The organism is Mycetocola sp. 2940, from assembly GCF_040548835.1.
Lineage (GTDB): Bacteria > Actinomycetota > Actinomycetes > Actinomycetales > Microbacteriaceae > Mycetocola_A.
On the sequence record NZ_JBEPSK010000018.1, the window covers coordinates 36,970 to 55,252 of the forward strand.

Annotated in this window: 20 protein-coding genes; 8 read left to right on the forward strand and 12 right to left on the reverse strand. The window is 67.1% G+C overall.

Annotated elements, in window-relative coordinates; all coding sequences use genetic code 11:
- Positions 1-2: 2 nt before the first annotated feature.
- On the reverse strand, positions 3-458 hold the full coding sequence (locus ABIE24_RS16170) for a Het-E N-terminal domain-containing protein (RefSeq protein ID WP_354501492.1): 456 nt from the start codon (positions 456-458) through the stop codon (positions 3-5).
- Between the two features lie 393 nt (positions 459-851).
- On the opposite strand from ABIE24_RS16170, the gene ABIE24_RS16175 reads away from it, so the two are divergent.
- Complete coding sequence (locus tag ABIE24_RS16175) at positions 852-1,205, forward strand: antibiotic biosynthesis monooxygenase family protein (RefSeq protein WP_354501494.1); 354 nt, start codon at positions 852-854, stop codon at positions 1,203-1,205.
- Between the two features lie 85 nt (positions 1,206-1,290).
- Here ABIE24_RS16175 and ABIE24_RS16180 read toward each other — a convergent pair whose 3' ends face one another.
- Positions 1,291-2,034: a GNAT family N-acetyltransferase gene (locus ABIE24_RS16180; protein WP_354501496.1), complete on the reverse strand. Its 744-nt coding sequence runs from the start codon at positions 2,032-2,034 to the stop codon at positions 1,291-1,293.
- A 256-nt stretch (positions 2,035-2,290) separates the two neighbouring features.
- Here ABIE24_RS16180 and ABIE24_RS16185 point away from each other — a divergent pair, with 256 nt between their 5' ends.
- The 3 genes from ABIE24_RS16185 to ABIE24_RS16195 are packed head-to-tail and all read left to right on the forward strand — an operon-like array spanning position 2,291 to position 4,064.
- Entirely contained in the window at positions 2,291-2,722 is a 432-nt protein-coding gene (locus tag ABIE24_RS16185) for a VOC family protein (RefSeq protein WP_354501498.1), read from the forward strand.
- Positions 2,722-3,297, forward strand: a complete 576-nt coding sequence (locus tag ABIE24_RS16190) for a YdeI/OmpD-associated family protein (protein ID WP_354501544.1) — start codon at positions 2,722-2,724, stop codon at positions 3,295-3,297. The genes ABIE24_RS16185 and ABIE24_RS16190 overlap by 1 nt, the downstream gene beginning before the upstream one ends.
- Positions 3,294-4,064 carry a putative protein N(5)-glutamine methyltransferase gene (locus ABIE24_RS16195; protein WP_354501500.1) on the forward strand — a complete coding sequence of 257 codons (771 nt, stop codon included), beginning with the start codon at positions 3,294-3,296 and terminating at the stop codon, positions 4,062-4,064. The genes ABIE24_RS16190 and ABIE24_RS16195 overlap by 4 nt, the downstream gene beginning before the upstream one ends.
- Positions 4,065-4,140: 76 nt before the next feature.
- Here ABIE24_RS16195 and ABIE24_RS16200 read toward each other — a convergent pair whose 3' ends face one another.
- The 3 genes from ABIE24_RS16200 to ubiE all read right to left on the reverse strand — a co-directional run bounded on the left by ABIE24_RS16200 (position 4,141) and on the right by ubiE (position 6,652).
- A complete protein-coding gene (locus ABIE24_RS16200; RefSeq protein WP_354501502.1) occupies positions 4,141-4,983 on the reverse strand; it encodes a pentapeptide repeat-containing protein in 843 nt (280 codons plus the stop codon).
- A 51-nt stretch (positions 4,984-5,034) separates the two neighbouring features.
- On the reverse strand, positions 5,035-5,838 hold the full coding sequence (locus ABIE24_RS16205; RefSeq protein ID WP_354501504.1) for an SDR family NAD(P)-dependent oxidoreductase: 804 nt from the start codon (positions 5,836-5,838) through the stop codon (positions 5,035-5,037).
- Positions 5,839-5,944: 106 nt separating this feature from the next.
- Positions 5,945-6,652, reverse strand: a complete 708-nt coding sequence (gene ubiE / locus ABIE24_RS16210; RefSeq protein WP_354501506.1) for a bifunctional demethylmenaquinone methyltransferase/2-methoxy-6-polyprenyl-1,4-benzoquinol methylase UbiE — start codon at positions 6,650-6,652, stop codon at positions 5,945-5,947.
- A gap of 65 nt (positions 6,653-6,717) precedes the next feature.
- On the opposite strand from ubiE, the gene ABIE24_RS16215 reads away from it, so the two are divergent.
- Positions 6,718-7,971, forward strand: coding sequence for an isochorismate synthase (locus ABIE24_RS16215; RefSeq protein ID WP_354501509.1), 1,254 nt, complete (start codon positions 6,718-6,720; stop codon positions 7,969-7,971).
- Between the two features lie 162 nt (positions 7,972-8,133).
- On the opposite strand, the gene ABIE24_RS16220 is transcribed toward ABIE24_RS16215, so the two are convergent.
- The 3 genes from ABIE24_RS16220 to ABIE24_RS16230 are packed head-to-tail and all read right to left on the reverse strand — an operon-like array spanning position 8,134 to position 11,145.
- Entirely contained in the window at positions 8,134-8,994 is an 861-nt protein-coding gene (locus ABIE24_RS16220) for a PPK2 family polyphosphate kinase (protein ID WP_354501512.1), read from the reverse strand.
- A gap of 53 nt (positions 8,995-9,047) precedes the next feature.
- Positions 9,048-10,736: a 2-succinyl-5-enolpyruvyl-6-hydroxy-3-cyclohexene-1-carboxylic-acid synthase gene (gene menD, locus ABIE24_RS16225; protein WP_354501515.1), complete on the reverse strand. Its 1,689-nt coding sequence runs from the start codon at positions 10,734-10,736 to the stop codon at positions 9,048-9,050.
- Entirely contained in the window at positions 10,729-11,145 is a 417-nt protein-coding gene (locus ABIE24_RS16230) for a PLD nuclease N-terminal domain-containing protein (RefSeq protein ID WP_354501518.1), read from the reverse strand. Before ABIE24_RS16230 ends, menD begins: the two co-directional genes overlap by 8 nt.
- Positions 11,146-11,236: 91 nt before the next feature.
- Between ABIE24_RS16230 and ABIE24_RS16235 the strand changes: the two genes are divergently transcribed.
- Positions 11,237-11,521 (forward strand): DUF4229 domain-containing protein, encoded by a 285-nt coding sequence (locus ABIE24_RS16235; RefSeq protein ID WP_354501521.1) that lies wholly within the window; start codon positions 11,237-11,239, stop codon positions 11,519-11,521.
- A gap of 1 nt (position 11,522) precedes the next feature.
- Here the strand turns inward: ABIE24_RS16235 and ABIE24_RS16240 are convergent, their stop codons facing one another.
- Positions 11,523-12,512 carry a 1,4-dihydroxy-2-naphthoate polyprenyltransferase gene (locus tag ABIE24_RS16240; protein WP_354501524.1) on the reverse strand — a complete coding sequence of 330 codons (990 nt, stop codon included), beginning with the start codon at positions 12,510-12,512 and terminating at the stop codon, positions 11,523-11,525.
- A gap of 180 nt (positions 12,513-12,692) precedes the next feature.
- On the opposite strand from ABIE24_RS16240, the gene ABIE24_RS16245 reads away from it, so the two are divergent.
- Positions 12,693-13,142, forward strand: coding sequence for an Hsp20/alpha crystallin family protein (locus ABIE24_RS16245; RefSeq protein ID WP_354501527.1), 450 nt, complete (start codon positions 12,693-12,695; stop codon positions 13,140-13,142).
- A gap of 76 nt (positions 13,143-13,218) precedes the next feature.
- Here ABIE24_RS16245 and ABIE24_RS16250 read toward each other — a convergent pair whose 3' ends face one another.
- From ABIE24_RS16250 to ABIE24_RS16260, 3 genes are all read right to left on the reverse strand, one after another.
- The gene (locus ABIE24_RS16250; RefSeq protein ID WP_354501530.1) at positions 13,219-14,382 is read right to left on the reverse strand and encodes an AMP-binding protein; all 1,164 of its coding nucleotides are present in this window, start codon (positions 14,380-14,382) and stop codon (positions 13,219-13,221) included.
- 153 nt (positions 14,383-14,535) lie between these two features.
- A complete protein-coding gene (locus ABIE24_RS16255; protein WP_354501533.1) occupies positions 14,536-15,903 on the reverse strand; it encodes a hypothetical protein in 1,368 nt (455 codons plus the stop codon).
- A 100-nt stretch (positions 15,904-16,003) separates the two neighbouring features.
- Positions 16,004-16,909, reverse strand: a complete 906-nt coding sequence (locus ABIE24_RS16260; RefSeq protein ID WP_354501536.1) for a 1,4-dihydroxy-2-naphthoyl-CoA synthase — start codon at positions 16,907-16,909, stop codon at positions 16,004-16,006.
- 210 nt (positions 16,910-17,119) lie between these two features.
- On the opposite strand from ABIE24_RS16260, the gene ABIE24_RS16265 reads away from it, so the two are divergent.
- Positions 17,120-18,121, forward strand: coding sequence for an o-succinylbenzoate synthase (locus ABIE24_RS16265; protein WP_354501538.1), 1,002 nt, complete (start codon positions 17,120-17,122; stop codon positions 18,119-18,121).
- Positions 18,122-18,283 lie beyond the last annotated feature (162 nt).

The following is an 18,283-nucleotide window of genomic DNA, read 5'->3' on the forward strand; positions in this document are numbered from 1 at the left end:
CCTCAGTCCTCCGGCGGTCCGAATGTGATGATCTGGTCGCTGTTCTCGACACGGGAGTTCTCACCGGCGTGTTGCACCTGCTCAACCTTCTGGGACGTTACCCCCTGAATACGTTGGGCCGAGCTGAGAACGGTAGCTCCTTTGGCCAGTTCACGAATCTGCTTCACATCAAGGCCGGTGGCAGTCGCGACGGACTTAGCAAGTGCTATTAGCTCGTCATCTTGGTCGATGCCGTCTTTCTTGAGGTTTTGCTCGAGGGCTGACTTATGCAATGGCGAGCCAGGATCTGCCTCCAACGCTCCGATGTTTGACTTGATGTTGACGTCGTCATCGAACCGCTGAAACAGCTTTGTCCGCAGTGCAGCGTAAGCACGCGTGACCTCGCCCTTGATTGCGTCCGTCAAACCGGCCGACGCTCCCGCGACGACCGCGGCGACGATGAGAGTTACTGGGTCCATGCCGTCCTCCCCAGGCGAGCCCGAACTTTATCCCCTCGGCCACGCACTGTAGCAAACGGTTCATCTCCATGTCACTCCCCCACGTTCACTCAGGAGAAACGTCCGCATAGCCACATACGTTGCCTCATTTGAAACCTCCGCTCCGCCGTGGTTCGAGCGGGGATCGAACCGACATTGGTGAATGTCACATCTACGTCCGTCAGAAGGTTCAGTTGAGGCTGGAATGGTGCGAAGCTTTTACAAGCCCGCTCCCTTTCCGACTTCCGGCGACGATGGTAGCATCGCCGCACGAATTGGCAGTCCGGCAGAGGAGAAGGGTCCGCCGGCGTCATTGGCCGTGCTGAGTTAGCGTCATTGGCCGTGCTGTGTAGGCGGGGAGATGAAGGAGGTCCCATGCTGGTCGTCCTATTCGAAATCCGAGCCCGTGACGGCGTCGACGAGACGGCGTACGAGGAAGCATTTCTTCACATGTTGGAGCTAGTACAGGACGTTCCGGGATTCGTCAGCTTCGCCAGCTATACCTCGGTCGAGGGCACTGAGTTGGCGGTGGCGCGATTCCAGGACGACATCGCCCTGGGTCAGTGGCGAAACCAGCCGGAGCACGTTCTTACTCGTCGCCGGGGCCGCGAAGAGTTTTTCGAGTCGTACGAGATCACGATCGCAACGGTGGGGCGACAGTACAACTGGCAACGCACTCCCGTTGGTGACGCACCCATCGCCGACCCGTCCCTCGACGTTACTGCCTGACGCGACTCAAAATTTGCTGGCGAACGGGATGCTGGAAACCATCGTTCCGCAAGGGCTAAGCCGGGGCAGGCTGACAAACAGGCCGTTAGGACGTCGGCAGTTCTGCCCATCGGCTAATGGGCCAGGCCTCACGATCGAGATCCAAGTCTCTCGCTGACGCGAGAAGGTGCGCCACACGCGGATCTCGGAGAGACGCCAAGCCTTCGCACACAGTGAAGTACTCCTCCAAGAACGCTGCAAGCAACTCGCCAGTCACGGACGGCGCTTTGTCTAGACGCAAGAGCAGCATGCCTTCCACGCGCGGGGAGCCCGGCCGCAGTGAAGGCTGAAAATACTGCACTGGGAGAACGCGCGCTCCCCAGCGGTCGTAAAAGCGCAGGCGGGCGTGTGGCTCTCCCGCCTCATCGCTCCCCGGCCAAGTTCTGGGATCGTCGACCTCCGCGAGAACAAGAACGTCCTCCTTCCCGTTGCACCAACTGGTTAACACTTCGCTGACGAGGTGTGCGCCCAGCCCTAAGCCGCGCGCTCGCTGGTTCACCGACAGGTATGCAAGCAAAAGTACTCTCTGGTCGGCATACCATTCGCCCAACATGACTGCGACCGGGGTTCCGTCTTTCAAGACCACGACAGACGGATCAGTTCCTGGCCCACAGTACGTCTCTTCAATTTCGTTGAGCGTGGACAACTCCTCGGGTCGGAACGCCGGCACCAACAAGCGGTAGTAGACGTCTTTGACCAAAGCCGGCTCTAGGTCCGAGAGCGCAACCTCGACTGTTGCTCCACTCTCACCATCCGGCGCACCGTGGCTTGATGAACCCTTCTTCCCCATCCCACAATGATGCTTGCTCAGCTATCCGACGTCCACCACGTTTTGGGTGCGAGGCGCATTCCGGGGTCGTCCGGCGTTATTTGGGCGGGATCAGACGTAGCCACGCGAATGGGCGGCTGAACGAGAGGGCTACGGCCCTACCGTTTCACCTGTCAACACCCCGTGAGCCGGGTTTTCCGTCGTCGTTGACGGATGCCGACAACCGGCGGATCATGGAACTCCTTGACAGGGCGAGCGACAGAAAGCGGGAGCGGGAATGATGTTGAGAGGGTTGGCCACGGTCAGTTTCTTTGCTGACGATATCGACGCAGCTCGGGAGTGGTACTCCGAACTCCTCGGTATTCAGCCGTATTTCGTGCGCCCGGAATCCGGGCCGGCGGCGTACATCGAGTACCGGATCGGCGACTACGAACACGAGCTGGGGATCATCGACCGGCGGTACTCGCCGCACGCGTCGGTGACCGAACCCGGGGGCGCCGTCGTGTTCTGGCACGTTCCCGATGTCGAGGACGCCGTGGCCAGGCTTGTGGCCCTCGGCGCCCGAAAGCACGAGGCGATCACTCCGCGCGAGGCGGGGTTCGTGACGGCATCCGTCGTCGATCCCTTCGGCAACATCCTCGGCGTCATGCACAACCCGCACTACCAGGAGATCCTCGAGCTCCGCAGCGGTTCCATGCTGGGCGAGTGATGGCCCTCGAGCAGGAAACCCTCCGATTCGACGGGCCTGACGCCTTCCGCGAGTGGATCGAGGAGAACCAGGATTCCTCGCCGGGCATCTGGCTGGTGATCGCGAAGAAAGGGTCGGGGCAGACGACGGTGACGTATGCCGAAGCGCTCGACGTCGCGCTCACGTACGGGTGGATCGACGGGCAGACACGCAGCGTCGACGAGGCGACGTACGAGCAGAAATTCACCCCACGGCGCCCGAAGAGCCCATGGTCGATGCGGAACGTGGGTATCGCAGAGGCGATGATCGCGGACGGCAGGATGAAACCCCGCGGCCTGGCAGAGGTGGAGCGCGCCCGCGCTGACGGGCGCTGGGAACGGGCGTACCACGGGCCGAAGAACGCCGAGCCGCATCCCGACTTCCTCGCCGCGCTCGAGGCGAACCCGCAGGCCGCCGAGTTCTTCGGCACCCTGAACAGCCAGAACCGTTTCGCGATCTACTACCGGATCCAGGACGCCAAGCGGCCCGAGACCCGGGCCCGGCGGATCGAGGATTTCGTCGCCAGGCTTTCGCGCGGAGAGAAGCCATCCGGGTGACCGTGTGGGTTGTGGAGATGCTGCGGGAGGCCGGGTGCGTGTTCGCCGAGGAGGAGGCTGAGCTGCTCAACGAGGCCGCGGCAACGCCGGCAGAACTCGACGCCCTCCTCGCCCGGCGGCTCGACGGCGAACCGCTCGAGTACATCCTCGGCTGGGCCTCGTTCTGCGGCCTTCGCGTCGGGGTTGAGCCCGGTGTGTTCGTTCCCCGCCGGCGTACCGGGTTACTCGTGGACCGGGCGGTTGCACGTGGAGCGGGAGTGGAGCATCCGCTCGTCGTCGACCTGTGTTGCGGATCCGGGGCGATCGGCCTTGCGCTCATCCACCGGCTGGAGGGCATCGAGGTGTTCGCGACGGACATCGACCCGATCGCCGTCCGGTGCGCCCGCGCCAACCTCGGCGAGCGCGGCCGCGTTCTCGAGGGCGACCTGTACGATCCGCTGCCGACGGGGCTGCGCGGTCGGGTCGATCTCGTGACGGCGAATGCGCCGTACGTGCCGACCGGGAGTATCGCCACGATGCCCCGGGAGGCTCGGCTTCACGAAGCGCGGGCGACGCTCGACGGTGGAAGCGACGGGCTGGACGTTCAGCGCCGGATCGCCGACGAGGCTTCCGCCTGGCTGAGGGTCGGAGGACACCTGCTGGTCGAGACCAGCGAGCGTCAGGCCGGGCGCACCGCCGACATCCTCGCCCGCGCGAGCCTGGAGCCGGTCGTCGAGAGCTCCGCCGAGTTCGATGCCACCGTCGTCACGGGCACGCGCCTCCCGTGAGATGACAGTCGCGCACCCAAAACGGGGCTGGGCGGCTGTTTCGGGTGCGTATGTGCCATCTCGCTTCGGCCGCGGCTCAGCGACGCCAGTGCGTCGGGCGCGTCACCGAGTCCGGCAGCATCGTCGTGTCGTCGCCGGTGGCCGCGTTGACCTGGAACTGGGTCAGGTACAGCGTGCTCTCGAGGAGAGCGCCGCCCAGTTCCGCATCGCGGAAGTCCGCGCCGAGAACGTCGGCGTTCGACAGGTCCGACGACCGGAGGTCGGCGGCGATCAGCCAGGCTCCACGCAGGTTCGCTCCCCTGAGGTCCTGCCCGGCGAGGTCGGCGCCCATCAGGTCTGCCCCCGGTTCGATCCGCTGAGCGGCCGGCGACGCCGGCGTCGCTGCCCGCACCAGTTCGCTGGCCCGGCCGAGCATCCCCGACAATGCCTCCCGGAGCGCGTCGAGGTCGAGGGCGCGGATGTCATCGGGTGCGGCCGCGGTGAGCGCCTCGGTCTCCCGGTACGCGCGTTCGAGTTCACTTCGGAGCGGTTCCGCTTCGGGGCGACCGGCGGCATCCGCCAGGTACCAGAGCATCTCCTGGAGCTGCCGGACCAGCGGGAACACTGCGAACATCGACTCCCGCACCCTGGGGTCGTCGCGCCAGCTGGCACCATCGAAGGTGTGTTGCGTCACCTTCTGTCCGGCGCCGAAGCAGTCGAAGACCGTGCAGCCCTTGAAGCCACGCGACCGGAGTTCCGGGTGGATGACGCAGCGGTAGTCGTCGTCGAGGTTGACGCAGGGTTCACCCGCGTCCTTGGTGAAGGCGAAGTCCGCCGACCGGGCGAAGGCCAGCGCGACACAGCACAGCCCGACGCAACGGGAGCAGTCGGCGCGCAGGTTCTCCCGCCGGTCGACCGGGGTCAACGGGATGAGCTCCATCGGACGCCTCCTCTCACGTGGTCATAGTCTGCCGCAGCTCGGCGTCTGGGGTCATCTCCCGGAGCCGGGAAGGTCGCCGAGCGGCGAAGACGCGTGCAGCAGGCCGCCGTCGACAGGGAGAACGTGACCTGTGATCCATGAGGCGTCCGACGACGCCAGGAACGCGACAGCCGCTGCCACGTCCTCCGGCTCACCGACACGACCGAGCGGGTAGAACGGGCGGAGCCGGTCGGCTCCTCCCGGTTGCGGGTCCCACACCCGGGTGCGGATCGTCGCGGGTTCGACGGTGTTGACCCGGATGCCATCCGGGGCGAGCGACGCCGCCAGATTCCGCATGAGGGCGGACAGGCCCGCCTTGGCCGCGGAATACGGTTCGCTGCCGAAGGCGACCTGTGCGTTGATGGAGCTGACCGTGACGATCGCCGGATCGCGTGCACTTCTTCTCAGGTGGGGAATCGCTGCTCGACAGCACCGCACGGCACCGAACAGGTTGAGGTTCAGCATCTCGTGCCAGACCGCATCGTCTGTCTCCTCGAAGCGGGGGTGTCCCCTGTCTCCGCCGGCGACGTTCACCAGGACGTCGAGTCGGCCGAGCTGGGAGACCGCCTGCGCGACGACGTCCTTGACGGATGCCGTGAGCGTCACGTCGAGCTCCAGCGCGAGGTGTGTCTCCGGCCGCGGCAGGCCTTCGACCACGGTTCTCGCGGCATCCGGGTCGAGATCGGCGACGATGAGCCGTGCCCCTTCGCGGGCCAGACGCATCGCACACGCGCGACCGATGCCGTTGCCCGCTCCGGTGACGAGCACCACACGGTCAGCCATGCGGGCGGTCAGCGACTCCGTCGTCGTTTCCATCGCGCCATCGTCTCACGCGTAGCCGAGATACCGAAAAGGCTCGCCAGAGCGGGTTTCGGGCCGATCAGAGAGCCCTTTCTGGCGTCTCGGAGCCCCCTCCGCCAGCTCAGACGCGCGGCTTGGTCCCTCGGTGCAGCGCGACGATGCCGCCGGTCAGGTTGCGGTGCCTGACCTCGGTCCACCCAGCACCGCGCAGCCACGACGAGAGCTCGGCCTGCGCCGGCCACGCCTGGATCGAATCGTTGAGATAGTCGTACGCGTCGGGGTTCGAGCTCGAGAACTTCACGAGGAGCGGCGTGACCCGCTGCAGGTAGAAGTCGTACAGGCCTTTCATCACCGGGTTCGGTGGAGTGGAGAACTCACAGATGACGATGCGGCCGCCCGGCTTCGTCACCCGGAACATCTCGGCGATCGCCTTCTTCGGCTCGACGACGTTGCGCAGGCCGAACGAGATGGTGGTGGCGTCGAACTCGTTGTCGGAGAACGGGAGATTCGTGGCATCCGCTTCGACGAATTGCATGTTGCGCACGCGGCCGAATTTCTTGCGGCCGACCTCGATCATGCCCGGCGAGAAGTCGGCGGCAATGACGGTCGCGCCCGATTTCGCGATCGAGGCGCTCGACGTTCCGGTGCCGGCGGCGAGGTCGAGGATGCGGTCACCGGGGTGCGGGTCGATCGCGCGGGTGGTGGCGACGCGCCAGAGCTGGTCGTTGCCCACGCTCATCACGGTGTTCGTTCGGTCGTAGTGGGTGGAAACCTGGTCGAACATGGCCGAGACCTGCGCGGGTTGCTTGGAGAGATCTGCCTTGTTCATGCCCCCAGTCTACGTCCGGGCTCCCGCGACGGCCGAGGGCCGAGAACCGGGCGTACGCTGGATGGGTGACTTCACCCGGCACGCTTCCGTCCACGCAGCACCTCGTCGTCGAAACCTCGCAGGTCGACGACGTCCGCTCGCTCATCGCCCTCGTCGACGCGCGGCGCCCGCTGCTGTGGCTGCGTAAGGGACGCGGTCTCGCCGGTGTGGGCGAAGCCCTCCGCCTGGAGTTCTCCGGTCCGACCCGCATGCAGGATGCGGCCGCCGCCTGGCGCGAGATCGCCTCGGCAGCAACGATCAGCGACCCGTTGCGGATGCCGGGCACCGGCCTGGTCGCCTTCGGCACGTTCGCGTTCGCCGACGAGTCGTCACAGTCAAGCGTGCTGATCGTGCCGCAGCTCCTCGTCGGCCGGCGCGACGGGGTGACCTGGCTCACGCGGATCCGCCTCGACACGTCTGGGCTGGACGCGCCGCCGGTGCGGTCGACGGCGTTCGGCCCCGAGTACCGGATCACGCTCACCCCGGGCATGGAGTCGGCCGAAGGATTCCAGAAACATGTCACGCAGGCGGTCGAGCGGATCCTCGACGGCGACCTCAGCAAAGTGGTGCTTTCGCGTGACCTCATCGGCCGCATCCCGGCCGACGCCGACCTGCGCCGGGTGGTCTCGGACCTCGCCGTCGGGTACCCCGACTGCTGGACCTTCGCTGTGGACGGCCTCGTCGGGTCGAGCCCCGAAACGCTCGTCGGCGTGCAGGACGGATCGGTCACCGCCCGGGTTCTCGCCGGCACCGCCTCTCGAGGCGCTGACGCCGAATCGGATCAGCAAGCGGCCGTCGACCTGGTCACGAGCACCAAAGACCAGGACGAACACCAGTTCGCCGTGCAGAGTGTGCTCAAGTCGCTCCGGCCGCACACCTCACACGTGCTCACCAGCGAGATGCCGTTCACCCTGAAGCTGCCGAACCTGTGGCACCTCGCCACCGACATCGAGGGCACGCTGACCGACAACGCGACGTCGCTCGACCTGATCGACGCCCTTCACCCCACCGCAGCGGTGGCCGGCTCGCCGACTCCCGCGGCCGTAGCCCTGATCGACCAGCTCGAACCCTTCGACCGCGGCCGCTACGCGGGACCGGTCGGCTGGGTCGGGGCCGACGGTGACGGGGAGTGGGCGATCGCCCTGCGTTGCGCCCAGGTGGAGCCGGGCGGCGACGTCACCGCCTACGCCGGCTGCGGCATCGTCGGCGAATCCGTTCCCGAGAAGGAGCTCACCGAAACCCGCATGAAGTTCCGGCCCATCGTCGACGCGTTTGGCTGATCCTGCGCACACTTATCTGACGCCGATGCCGACTTTTCGGCGCGAAACCCGACAGGTGCGTCAAACGAACGAACGGCATCCGCCCCACCCAACGTTTATCTGGCGCACATGCCGACTTTTCGTCGCAGAAACCGACATTCGGGGCAGACAAACCGGCCCGACTCAGGTCGCCGCCAGGCGCCTCTTCTGCTCCTCCACGTCGAAGTCGGCGGCAGGCCACTGCGGGTCGATCTCGGTGAGAGCACCGAGCAGCAGGCGTTGCACGGCGATCCGCGCGTACCACTTCTTGTTCGCCGGAACCACGTACCAGGGCGCCACCTCGGTCGACGTGCGTTCGAACACGGACTGGTACGCGGCCTGGTAGGCCGGCCAGTGCTGACGTTCCTCGATGTCGCCCGGGTTGAACTTCCAGTGCTTGTCAGGCCGGTCGAGCCGTTTGCCGAGGCGTGCTTTCTGCTCGTCGGCGCTGATGTGCAGCATCACCTTGACGATCCGGATGTCACGACTGGCCAGTTCCTGTTCGAAATCGAGGATCGCCCCGAATCGCCGTTCGATCTCGGCGTCGTCGGCAAGGCCGCGCACCCGCGCGATCAGGACGTCCTCGTAGTGCGACCGGTCGAAGACACCGATCATGCCCGGGTCGGGTACCGCCTTTCGGATCCGCCAGAGAAAGTCATGCGACAGCTCCGCCTTCGTCGGCGCCTTGAACGCGGTCAGCGCGACACCCTGCGGGTCGACCGAACCGACGACGTGCCGCACGATGCCGCCTTTCCCGGCGGTGTCCATCGCCTGCAGGACGAGCAGCACGGCATCCGTCGCGTCGACCTTCGATGCCGCGAACAGGCGCTCCTGCTTCTCGTCGAGGTCGTCGGCCGCCGCTTTCAGCTCCTTCTTTCCCGCTGCCTTCCCGCCGACGAAGCCGGGAGTCGCGTCCGCATCGACATCCGAGAGCCGGAAGTTCTCGCCGACGCGCAACAGGGTGGAGGGTTCAGCGTCCCACGCAGCATCGTTGTTCGGTTTCATCTGCACAGTGTGGCCGCGAAAGTCCCGGCGGGCAAGCGCTTGCGAGCCCGCGGTCACCGTGTGAGCGGGACCTCGATCAACACCCCGGATGCCACGGGCGCGGTCAGCGCCTGGTCGAGCTCACCCCGGTTGGTCGCCTTCACATAGGTCCAGCCGTACGCGGCGGCGAGCGAGGCGAAGTCCGCCCGCTGCGGCGTGTACAGCACCCGGTCGAAATCGGCGCTCTCGGTGGACTCAGCCACCTCGAGCCCGTCGAAGATCGTGCCTCCACCGTCGTTGCCGACGATGACCTGGATCCGCGGCATCGCCTCACCCATCCCGCCGAGCAGGGCGCCGGCGTCGTGGAGCAGGGTGAGGTCGCCGAGCAGCACGCGGGTGATTCCGGCGCCGTCGACCTGGCTCGCCAGCGCGATGCCGAGGGCTGTGGCGACGGTGCCGTCGATGCCGGCGAGCCCCCGGTTGGAGTGGACCGTGATCTTCTTGCCCGGCACCGCCTCGTCGACGTCGCGGATCAGCCGCGACGCGCCGATCACGAGCCGGTCGTGCGGCCAGGTCGCTCCCCACACCGCGAGGGCGAGCATCCGCCGGTCGACCCGGGCGCGGACCGCCTCGAACTCGGACTTCACGTAGCCCAGCCGGATGGCCGGGTCGTGCGAATGCGCGGCCTCCAGGTCCGGTGCGACGTCCTGAGATTTCGCCTCCGAGATCTGCCGGGAGGCCTGGACCCATGAGCCGATCCAGGCACGGTCGATGCTGCCGTCGACGACGGTGGCCGCGCCGACGATGTGGGCGGCACGCCGACCCGGGTTGTACACCTCATCCCCGGTCGGTGCGACGACGATCACCTCGACGCCATCCCGGCCGAGCAGCGCCGGCACCTGCCTGCTGAGGGTGGGGTGGCCGAAGACGACGGCGCGCTCGACCCGTCCGCCGAACTCCGGGTCGGCGAGCAGTTCACGGTAGGCGACCACGAGATTCCTGCCGTACCGTGCGCCGCTCGACACTTCGGCGAGAAGCGGCCAGCCGCCCGCGTGGGCGAGCGCTTCGGCCACCGGCCCCGAACCGTGGCCGGCGATCACCACCGTGCGTTTTCCACGCTCGAGGAGGATCCCGGGCCGGGTGATCCGTGGCGCGCCCGCTTCAGGGTGACTGGTCGCTTCGACGGGTTCGAGTGCCGCGAGCGGAGTCGACAGCGGCTCGCGCAGCGCCAGGTTCAGCTGAACCGGCCCGGCGCCGGCGGGCCCCACCCCGACCGCCGCATCGACGGCCAGCCGGGCGAGCGTCCGGGCGGATGACACGTCGCCGGGCGCTCCCATCGGCGCGGGAACGTCACGGGACAGCCGCGCTGCTGTGCCGAAGATGCCAGCCTGATGGGTGGTCTGGTTGGAACGGATGCCGCGCAGCTCGTCGGGACGGTCGGCCGTCAGCAGGAGCAGGGGCACCCCGGAATGGTGCGCCTCGAGGACAGCCGGGTGGAGGTTCGCGACCGCCGTGCCGCTCGTGACGATGACGGCGGCGGGCACCCCGCTTTCAATGGCGAGCCCGAGGGCGAGGAATCCGGCCACGCGCTCGTCGATGCGGACGTGGAGCCGGATCGAGCCTGCGCGCTCGAGTGCGGCTGCCGCGAGCGCGAGCGCCTGTGACCGTGACCCGGGGCAGACGACGACGTCTTGCACGCCGAGGCGCACGAACTCTTCGAGAAGCGCGACCGCGTAGGTGGTTGCCGGACCGGAGTCAGGCATCCGTTCTGCCCGACTCGTCGGGCGTGTGCCCGGCCGAGCCGTCAGGGCTGTCGTCCGGTGTCGGCGTGGCCTTGCCGGTCACGTCAGGATTGGGCGCATCGGAGTCCAGCGACGCGAGTTCCTCTTCAAGGCGTCGGATGCGTTCGTCCTGTTCGCGGTCACGGCCGAGTGTCCCGATGAAGGCGGGGTCGTCGTCGGGCGCGAGGCGGGGCTTCGAGACCTGGCTGGCGCGGGCACGGCCGATCGTGAACCAGAGGATGACACCGAGCACCGGCAGCAGAAGGATGATGGCGATCCAGGCCGGCTTCTTCAGGCCGCGGACCCGGTTCGCCGGAATCAGGGCGCAATCGATCACCGAATAGATCGTCACGACAACGAGAACGACCGCCAGAATGATCCACCAACGCATGACCCCATCGTAGCGCCGGGATCTGGGAGTTCCCCCACCTTGACGTGACCCCCAAACGGTCCTCCCGGCGTGCCCGCCTACACTTGAAAGAGTGAAACGCATCCCTCCCGTCGTGACCTACTCCGTGCTCCGCCTGCTCACGTTCGCCGTGCCGCTGACGGTCCTGCTGCTGCTCGGGATCGAGCCCTGGATCGCGACGATTCTCGCCGCCCTGATCGGCCTCAGCGTCTCCTACATCTTCCTGCGGACCCCGCGCGAAGCGGTCTCCCGGGATCTCTACGAACTGCGGCACGGTGCGAAGCCGGTGGCCGCCGACGAAAGCGCTGAAGACGCGGTGTCGGATGCCGCGGCATCCGACCCGCGGACCGAACGCTGACCTACTTCCAGAACGCCCAGAACAGCGCGAGACCGTAGAGGAGCTGCACGAGGCCCGTCAGCTTCAGCGCGAGCACGAATTCGCGTGGCGTGCGTGCCGTCGCCACGATGAGGGCGGCAGGCAGCGCCGCGAGCAGGGCGAACAGGGCGAACCAGGCGATCGGGTAGAAGACCGCGAGCCAGGCGGCGATGCCGAACGGCACGAGCAGGCAGACGATGTACAGCACCCGGCTGGCGGTTCCGCCGAGCAGGACGGTGAGGGTCCGCTTTCCTGCGGCCTTGTCCTGGGCGATGTCGCGGATGTTGTTGACGATGAGGGTGGCAACGGAGATGAGGCCGACGCCGACCGCGCCCAGCCAGGCCTCCTGGTTGAGCGTGAACGACTGGACGTACGCCGTTCCGAGGGTGGCGACGAGTCCGAAGAACACGAAGACGAAGAGTTCACCGAGCGCGTTGTAGCCGTACGGCCGGCGACCGCCGGTGTAGAACCACGCGGCCAGGATGGCGACGGCGCCGACGGCGATGAGCCACCACAGCCCGGTGATGATGGTGAGCACGAGGCCGGCGACCGCGGCGACGGCGAAGAAGGCGAGAGCCACGGCGCGTACGGTCTTCGGGCGCGCCTTGCCGCTGCCGACAAGCCGGAACGGGCCGACACGGTGCTCGTCGGTGCCCCGGATGCCGTCGGAGTAGTCGTTCGCGTAGTTCACGCCGATCTGCAGGCACACGGCGACAGCGAGGCAGAGCAGCGCGCGAACCCAGTGGTATTCACCGGGGTCGTTGGCCACCATCGCGGCCCCGGTGCCGACGAGCACCGGCGAGATCGACATCGAGAGGGTGAAGACGCGCGCCCCGGCGACCCAGTCCCCGAACGTGGCCGGGCGGATCTTCTCGTAGCGCTTCGCTGCCGGGTTCCCGCTCGGGCCGCGGCCCTTCGGCCGTGCGCCGCTCGGCGACTGCGGGGGTGTGATCCGTTGTGATTTAGCTGCCACCGGGCAACCTCCCTCTGTTCGTACGCAGTTTACCGGGGCGCGACCGGGCTGCTGTTCGCTCACGGCAAACAGGATCGGGCTGGACATTTTCCGGCTGCTGGCTAACATATTTTTCGGAAGTTGAGTCACATACGCTCAACTCTCAACTACACGCAGAACAGAACAAGGAGGACACAACAGATGGCACTCAACTTTGACCCGTTCCGTGAACTCGACCGCGCGACCGAGGCTTTGCTCGGCACCCGGCAGGGACCGCGTCTCATGCCCATGGACCTGTACCGCGAGAACGATCACTACGTTCTCTCCGCCGACCTGCCTGGCATTGACCCCGGTTCCGTCGACATCGATGTGGACGGTCAACTGCTGACCATCCGCGCGGAGCGCACCTTGACGACGGCGGAGGGCGCCAAGTGGATCGCCCGTGAGCGGATGTCAGGCTCGTTCCTCCGCCAGTTGAACCTCGGCCAGGGTGTCGACGTCGACAAGATCGCCGCCAACTACACCAACGGGGTGCTCAGCGTCACCATCCCCGTCAGCGAACGAGCGAAGCCACGCAAGATCGAGGTCGCGGCAGGAAACGAACAGCAGACCCTCACCGTGAAGGAAGGACAGAAGTCGGTGGACGCCTGATTCGCAGGAGTCTCCGAAAGGCGGCGGCCGGGGGCAGCGCCCCGGCCGCCTTTCTGTGTTCAGAAGCCCTGTGTGCTCAGCCCGAGGTGCCTGACGGTCCGACCTCCGGGTCGTCGCTGTGCAGCGTGACCGCGACGATCGCGACGATCGCCAGGCGGTCGGGTTTGCCTGACGGCAGCAGCGGCAGCTCATCGAGGCGAACGATGTGGGCGGGGCGCGCCGGCTTGCCCAGCGAGTCTGCGACGGCATCCGCGATTTCGGCGAGCGACGGATGCCCGCCTGTCGTCACGACAACGGGAACCTCGCCCCACTCCCGATGCCGCGCGGCCACGACGACCGAGTCGGTCAGGTCGGGCAGTCCGCGCACCACGTGCTCGACCCGGTCCAGGGAGACGTTGACGCCCCCGGAAATGATGACGTTGTCGGCCCGCCCGGTGACGCGCAGCACACCGTCACTGAACTCGCCCAGATCGCCGGTGCGATACCAGCGGTGACCGTCGGCGACGGGGAAGGTCTGGGCGGTGAGTGCGTCATCGCCGAGGTACCCTTCGGCGAGCATCGGCCCGGCGAGTTCGACTTCACCGTGGACCACCCGCACGTGAACCCCGGGCAGCGGGACACCGTTGTAGACACAGCCACCTGACGTCTCGCTCGAGCCGTAGGTGCGGAAGATCGGCAAGCCCAGCTGCTCGGTGCGCCGGAGCAGCTGCGGCGGCGTCGCCTGCCCACCGACGAGGATGCCGTCGAAACGGCGGAGCGCCATCAGCCCGGCACGGCTGTCGAGCAGTCTGGCGAGCTGCAGCGGAACCAGCGACGTGAAATGCCGCTCGCCGGAGAGTGCTTTCGACCCCTCGACGAAGGCGGCCGGGTCGAACCGGCCGGAGGGGATCACGACGGGTATCGTGCCTGCGGCGATCGACCGCACGAGTACCTGGACCCCGGCGATGTAGTGGGCTGGGAGGGCGAGCAGCCACTGGCCCTGCCCGTCGAGGATCGTGGCGCTGGCCGCCGCACTCGCGAGAAGAGCATCCCGGCTGAGAGCGACCCGCTTGGGGACCCCGGTCGATCCGGACGTTTCGATCACGACGCCGACCGGTTGCGGAACCTCCTCGGGTCCGCCGGCGCTCGGCTCCTCGGGCACGGGGGTGACGGCCGGTCCCGAGAGGTCGAGGGCGCGCCGCAGTTCGACCATGAGGTCTAGTGGCCTCGTCGCCGGAACCCTCACGAGCATCCGCGTCATGCTCTCAGTGTAGGCGTCTCTCCAACCAGCGGGGCCGACTCGTTCAAGGGACGCGAACCGCTGTTAAATCCCGGCTTAGCAGCGTTTTTCGTCCCTTGAACGGCGCTTCGCCCAGCGCCGCGCGCCGCTGGCGCGGACGTGGTGAGGCTCGCGTCAGGTGTGTTGCGCGTCGGCGGGGTCGGCGGCTTCGTCCGCTTCAGTGGCGTCGAAAGCCCGGTGATCGGGTGCCGTGCCACGTCTCGGCCAGGCCACCTCGAGGATGCAGTACGCGAGCAGCGCGAACCTCCACCACGTCGACCCGAGATCTGCTCCCTCAGCGAGCCGCATGACCAGCATGGCCGCGGCAAGAACGAACCCGGTGCCCATGAGCGCCAGATATCCCGGAGCGCGCCGCCTCCTCCACTCCCGCCAGCGATCCTGCCCCGCCAAGGGGCGCTCCCACTCCTCGCGGCCGATGTCTGTCAGCTCACGCCCAAGGTCCTTGAACTCCCGACCAATTCCCTTCAGGTCGTCAAACGTCGCCGCGAGCTCCTGGCGCAGGGTACTCGGCTGAATCGTCTCCACCCCATCGACGTCGACCAGTTTCACTCGTTCGGAAGCAACATCCGAAAGGAGAGTCGGTAGACCGAGCACTGTGACGAGTCGGTCGAACGTCTCGTCGTCGCTCGACTGTTTGCGGAGCAGTACCCGCAGTTGTTCGGCGCGCTCATCGTCGAGCCCGAAGTTCGTCATCCACGGCGACGGCTCCGCATGGGGCACGAGGAGGTCGACATAATCCCTGACACGCCGACCGTCGGCATCGACCTCCCAGGGCTGGGAAGGGTCCACAAGAATCCACCTTTCATCCCACCAATGCACGACTGGCCCCTGCTTCGACGAAAAGCCTGCACCTCGCCGGTCACCCGATCGCGCAAGGAAGACTCCGCCCTTCGCTTGCCAACACCCACTCTCGGAGACCGAATTGGGCGACTCCGTCGGCCCCGCAACGTACCCGGGACCGGTCGCGCAGACCGTCAGCGCCTGACCCGCCTGCTGGGCGATCAAGCCCACGATGTCGGGCGCGCCCGGTGTGTACCACGTGAAGGATTCCACAGCGAAAGCCGAATCGATCGCCGCGATCTCGACGTCCATCTCGGCGTTCTCGTCGGGATCCTCGTCGACGTCTTCTTCGGCCCAGGGAAATCCCGCCGCGCCTCCGAAAATTCCAGACGCCGTCGCGACAACGCTGTCGAGCTCAGTGCTCAACTCGGCGACGAGATCCGTCCATTCGAACGCCTGCAGACCGTGCACGCCAATGGCATGAGTCGCCCAGCGCAATGGCCTTCCCTTCTTGTCGCTCAGGAGCTTGACCAGAACGGAATGGAAGACGCCGCGCTGGACGTCGACCAACAGGACGGCAGGAACTCCCAGGCGCACCAGCGACGTTTCCACTCGGCCGCGGAAGTCTGCATCCGTTCCCAGCAGCGTGAGAACGATCTCGTCGGCGGGCTCGGCCACCTGGGGAAGATTATCTGCTGCCACCGGCCCATAGTGGCATCACGACAGGGGAAGGAACAGGTTCTCGGCCCTCCCACCAACCCCCAGTTACGGCGTCACAGCTCCCGCCCAGGCGGGTCGGGACTCAGAACTGCCAGGGGTACTGCGACCAGTCCGGGTCACGCTTCTCGAGGAATGAGTCGCGCCCTTCGACCGCTTCATCGGTGCCGTAGGCGAGGCGCGTCGCCTCCCCGGCGAAGACCTGCTGGCCCATCAGCCCGTCGTCGACGGCGTTGAAGGCGAACTTGAGCATGCGGATCGCGGTCGGCGACTTGGTCAGGATGGTGCGCGCCCAGTCCAGCGCGGTCGATTCGAGTTCGGCGTGCGGCACGACGGCGTTCACCGCGCCCATCTCGTACGCCCGCTGCGCGGAGTACTCCTCGGCGAGGAAGAAGATCTCGCGGGCGAACTTCTGCCCGATCTGGCGGGCGAAGTACGCGCTGCCGTAACCAGCGTCGAAGGAGCCGACATCGGCATCCGTTTGCTTGAATTTGCCGTGTTCGCGGCTGGCGATGGTGAGGTCGCAGACGACGTGCAGCGAGTGGCCGCCGCCCGCCGCCCAGCCGGGGACGACGGCGATGACGACCTTCGGCATGAAGCGGATGAGCCGTTGCACCTCAAGGATGTGCAGGCGTCCGCTGCGGGCGGTGTCCACCCCGGATGCCTCCTCGCTGGCGGAGTACTGGTAGCCGTCACGCCCGCGGATGCGCTGGTCGCCGCCGGAGCAGAACGCCCAGCCGCCGTCCTTCGGGCTCGGCCCGTTGCCCGTCAGCAGCACGACGCCGATGCGCGGGTTGGTGCGGGCGTCTTCGAGGGCGCGGTACAGCTCGTCGACCGTGTGCGGCCGGAACGCGTTGCGCACCTCGGGCCGGTTGAACGCGACCCGGGCGATCCTGCCGGTGGTGTCGTGGTGGTACGTGATGTCGGTCAGAGCGCCGATCCCGGCCACCTCTTCCCACGCGGTTTCATCGAAGATCTCAGACACGGTCATGGAATCAGCCTAGAGCGCGTCTGCATCTGCTGGCGCGGGGCGAGGTGCCGCCCTCACTCGGGCGGGCCGACCCGTTCCTCCAACAGGATGATCCGCGCTCGGCGCACAGTCGACAGGAAGATGCGGCCCAATTCCGTCCGCACTTCCTGTCGAGCGTGGGCCGCTCGCGGCGGTCCCCCAGTTGCGCCCCGGGCACGGCAGAATGAGTGCATGCCTGACACAACGTCGTTCGCCCGGCCGGTGCCGGAACTTGCTGATCTTCTCGCCTCCGCGCGAGTGGTGGCCCTTCCGCTCGCGACCCGGTTCCGCGGCATCGAAGAGCGCGAGGCACTCCTGCTCGAGGGCGAGAACGGCTGGGCGGAGTTCTCGCCGTTCGTCGAATACGGCGATGCCGAAAGCGCGACCTGGTTGCGCGCTGCCGTGGAGTTCGCGTGGGGTGACCTGCCCACCCCGCTGCGTCGCAGCATCCCGGTCAATGCGACAGTGCCCGCGGTGCATGTCGATCGGGTCGCCGGCATCCTGAAACGGTTCGACGGATGCCGCACCGCCAAGATCAAGGTCGCCGAGCGCGGGCAGACCCTCGTGCAGGACGTCTCGCGGGTTCGCAAGGTGCGCGAGCTGATGGGCCCCGAGGGCCGGATTCGCGTCGACGCCAACGGCGGCTGGAACGTCGACGAGGCCGAGCACGCCATCCATGCCCTGGCCGAATTCGATCTGGAGTATGTCGAGCAGCCGTGCGAGAGCGTGCCGGAGCTCGTCGAGATCCGCCGCAGGACCAAGTACATGGACGTGCCGATCGCCGCCGACGAAAGCGTGCGCAAGGAAGCCGACCCGCTCACGGTAGCCGAAGCCGGCGCCGCAGACATCCTCGTGCTGAAGGCGCAGCCGCTCGGCGGCATCCGCCGGTCACTCGACATCATCGCGCAGGCCGGCCTCCCGGTGGTCGTGTCGAGCGCGCTCGACACCTCGGTCGGGTTGTCGATGGGTGCGTGGCTCGCTGCGGCTGTGCCTGCGCTCGACTACGACTGCGGGCTCGGGACCGCCTCGTTGCTCTCCGCCGATGTGACGGATGATCCGCTGCGGGCCGTGAACGGAGCAATCGACGTGCGCCGGGTCATTCCGTCACCACGCCTGCTCGACGGCTATGCGGCATCCGCCCAGCGCCGCGACTGGTGGCTGGACCGCCTGCGCCGCTGCCACGCGCTGCTCTGACGGCGGCGACTTCACTTCATCCGGTCGGAAACACTCGGCGCACCGGGTGAGTTCGTCCGGAAAGCGTGATCTGCTAGGAAAACGATGGTGGGTTAGGCAATTGCTGGGGTGATGTGGACCTCGTATCCCAGGGACTTGAGTTGTTTCAGGGCCCGATTCTTG

Bases quoted from the DNA above. Each gene is read 5' to 3' on its own strand.
- ABIE24_RS16170 (WP_354501492.1), bottom strand. From the start codon at position 458: ATGGACCCAGTAACTCTCATCGTCGCCGCGGTCGTCGCGGGAGCGTCG.
- ABIE24_RS16175 (WP_354501494.1), top strand. From the start codon at position 852: ATGCTGGTCGTCCTATTCGAAATCCGAGCCCGTGACGGCGTCGACGAG.
- ABIE24_RS16180 (WP_354501496.1), bottom strand. From the start codon at position 2,034: ATGGGGAAGAAGGGTTCATCAAGCCACGGTGCGCCGGATGGTGAGAGT.
- ABIE24_RS16185 (WP_354501498.1), top strand. From the start codon at position 2,291: ATGATGTTGAGAGGGTTGGCCACGGTCAGTTTCTTTGCTGACGATATC.
- ABIE24_RS16190 (WP_354501544.1), top strand. From the start codon at position 2,722: ATGGCCCTCGAGCAGGAAACCCTCCGATTCGACGGGCCTGACGCCTTC.
- ABIE24_RS16200 (WP_354501502.1), bottom strand. From the start codon at position 4,983: ATGGAGCTCATCCCGTTGACCCCGGTCGACCGGCGGGAGAACCTGCGC.
- ABIE24_RS16205 (WP_354501504.1), bottom strand. From the start codon at position 5,838: ATGGAAACGACGACGGAGTCGCTGACCGCCCGCATGGCTGACCGTGTG.
- ubiE (WP_354501506.1), bottom strand. From the start codon at position 6,652: ATGAACAAGGCAGATCTCTCCAAGCAACCCGCGCAGGTCTCGGCCATG.
- ABIE24_RS16220 (WP_354501512.1), bottom strand. From the start codon at position 8,994: ATGAAACCGAACAACGATGCTGCGTGGGACGCTGAACCCTCCACCCTG.
- menD (WP_354501515.1), bottom strand. From the start codon at position 10,736: ATGCCTGACTCCGGTCCGGCAACCACCTACGCGGTCGCGCTTCTCGAA.
- ABIE24_RS16230 (WP_354501518.1), bottom strand. From the start codon at position 11,145: ATGCGTTGGTGGATCATTCTGGCGGTCGTTCTCGTTGTCGTGACGATC.
- ABIE24_RS16245 (WP_354501527.1), top strand. From the start codon at position 12,693: ATGGCACTCAACTTTGACCCGTTCCGTGAACTCGACCGCGCGACCGAG.
- ABIE24_RS16250 (WP_354501530.1), bottom strand. From the start codon at position 14,382: ATGACGCGGATGCTCGTGAGGGTTCCGGCGACGAGGCCACTAGACCTC.
- ABIE24_RS16260 (WP_354501536.1), bottom strand. From the start codon at position 16,909: ATGACCGTGTCTGAGATCTTCGATGAAACCGCGTGGGAAGAGGTGGCC.
- ABIE24_RS16265 (WP_354501538.1), top strand. From the start codon at position 17,120: ATGCCTGACACAACGTCGTTCGCCCGGCCGGTGCCGGAACTTGCTGAT.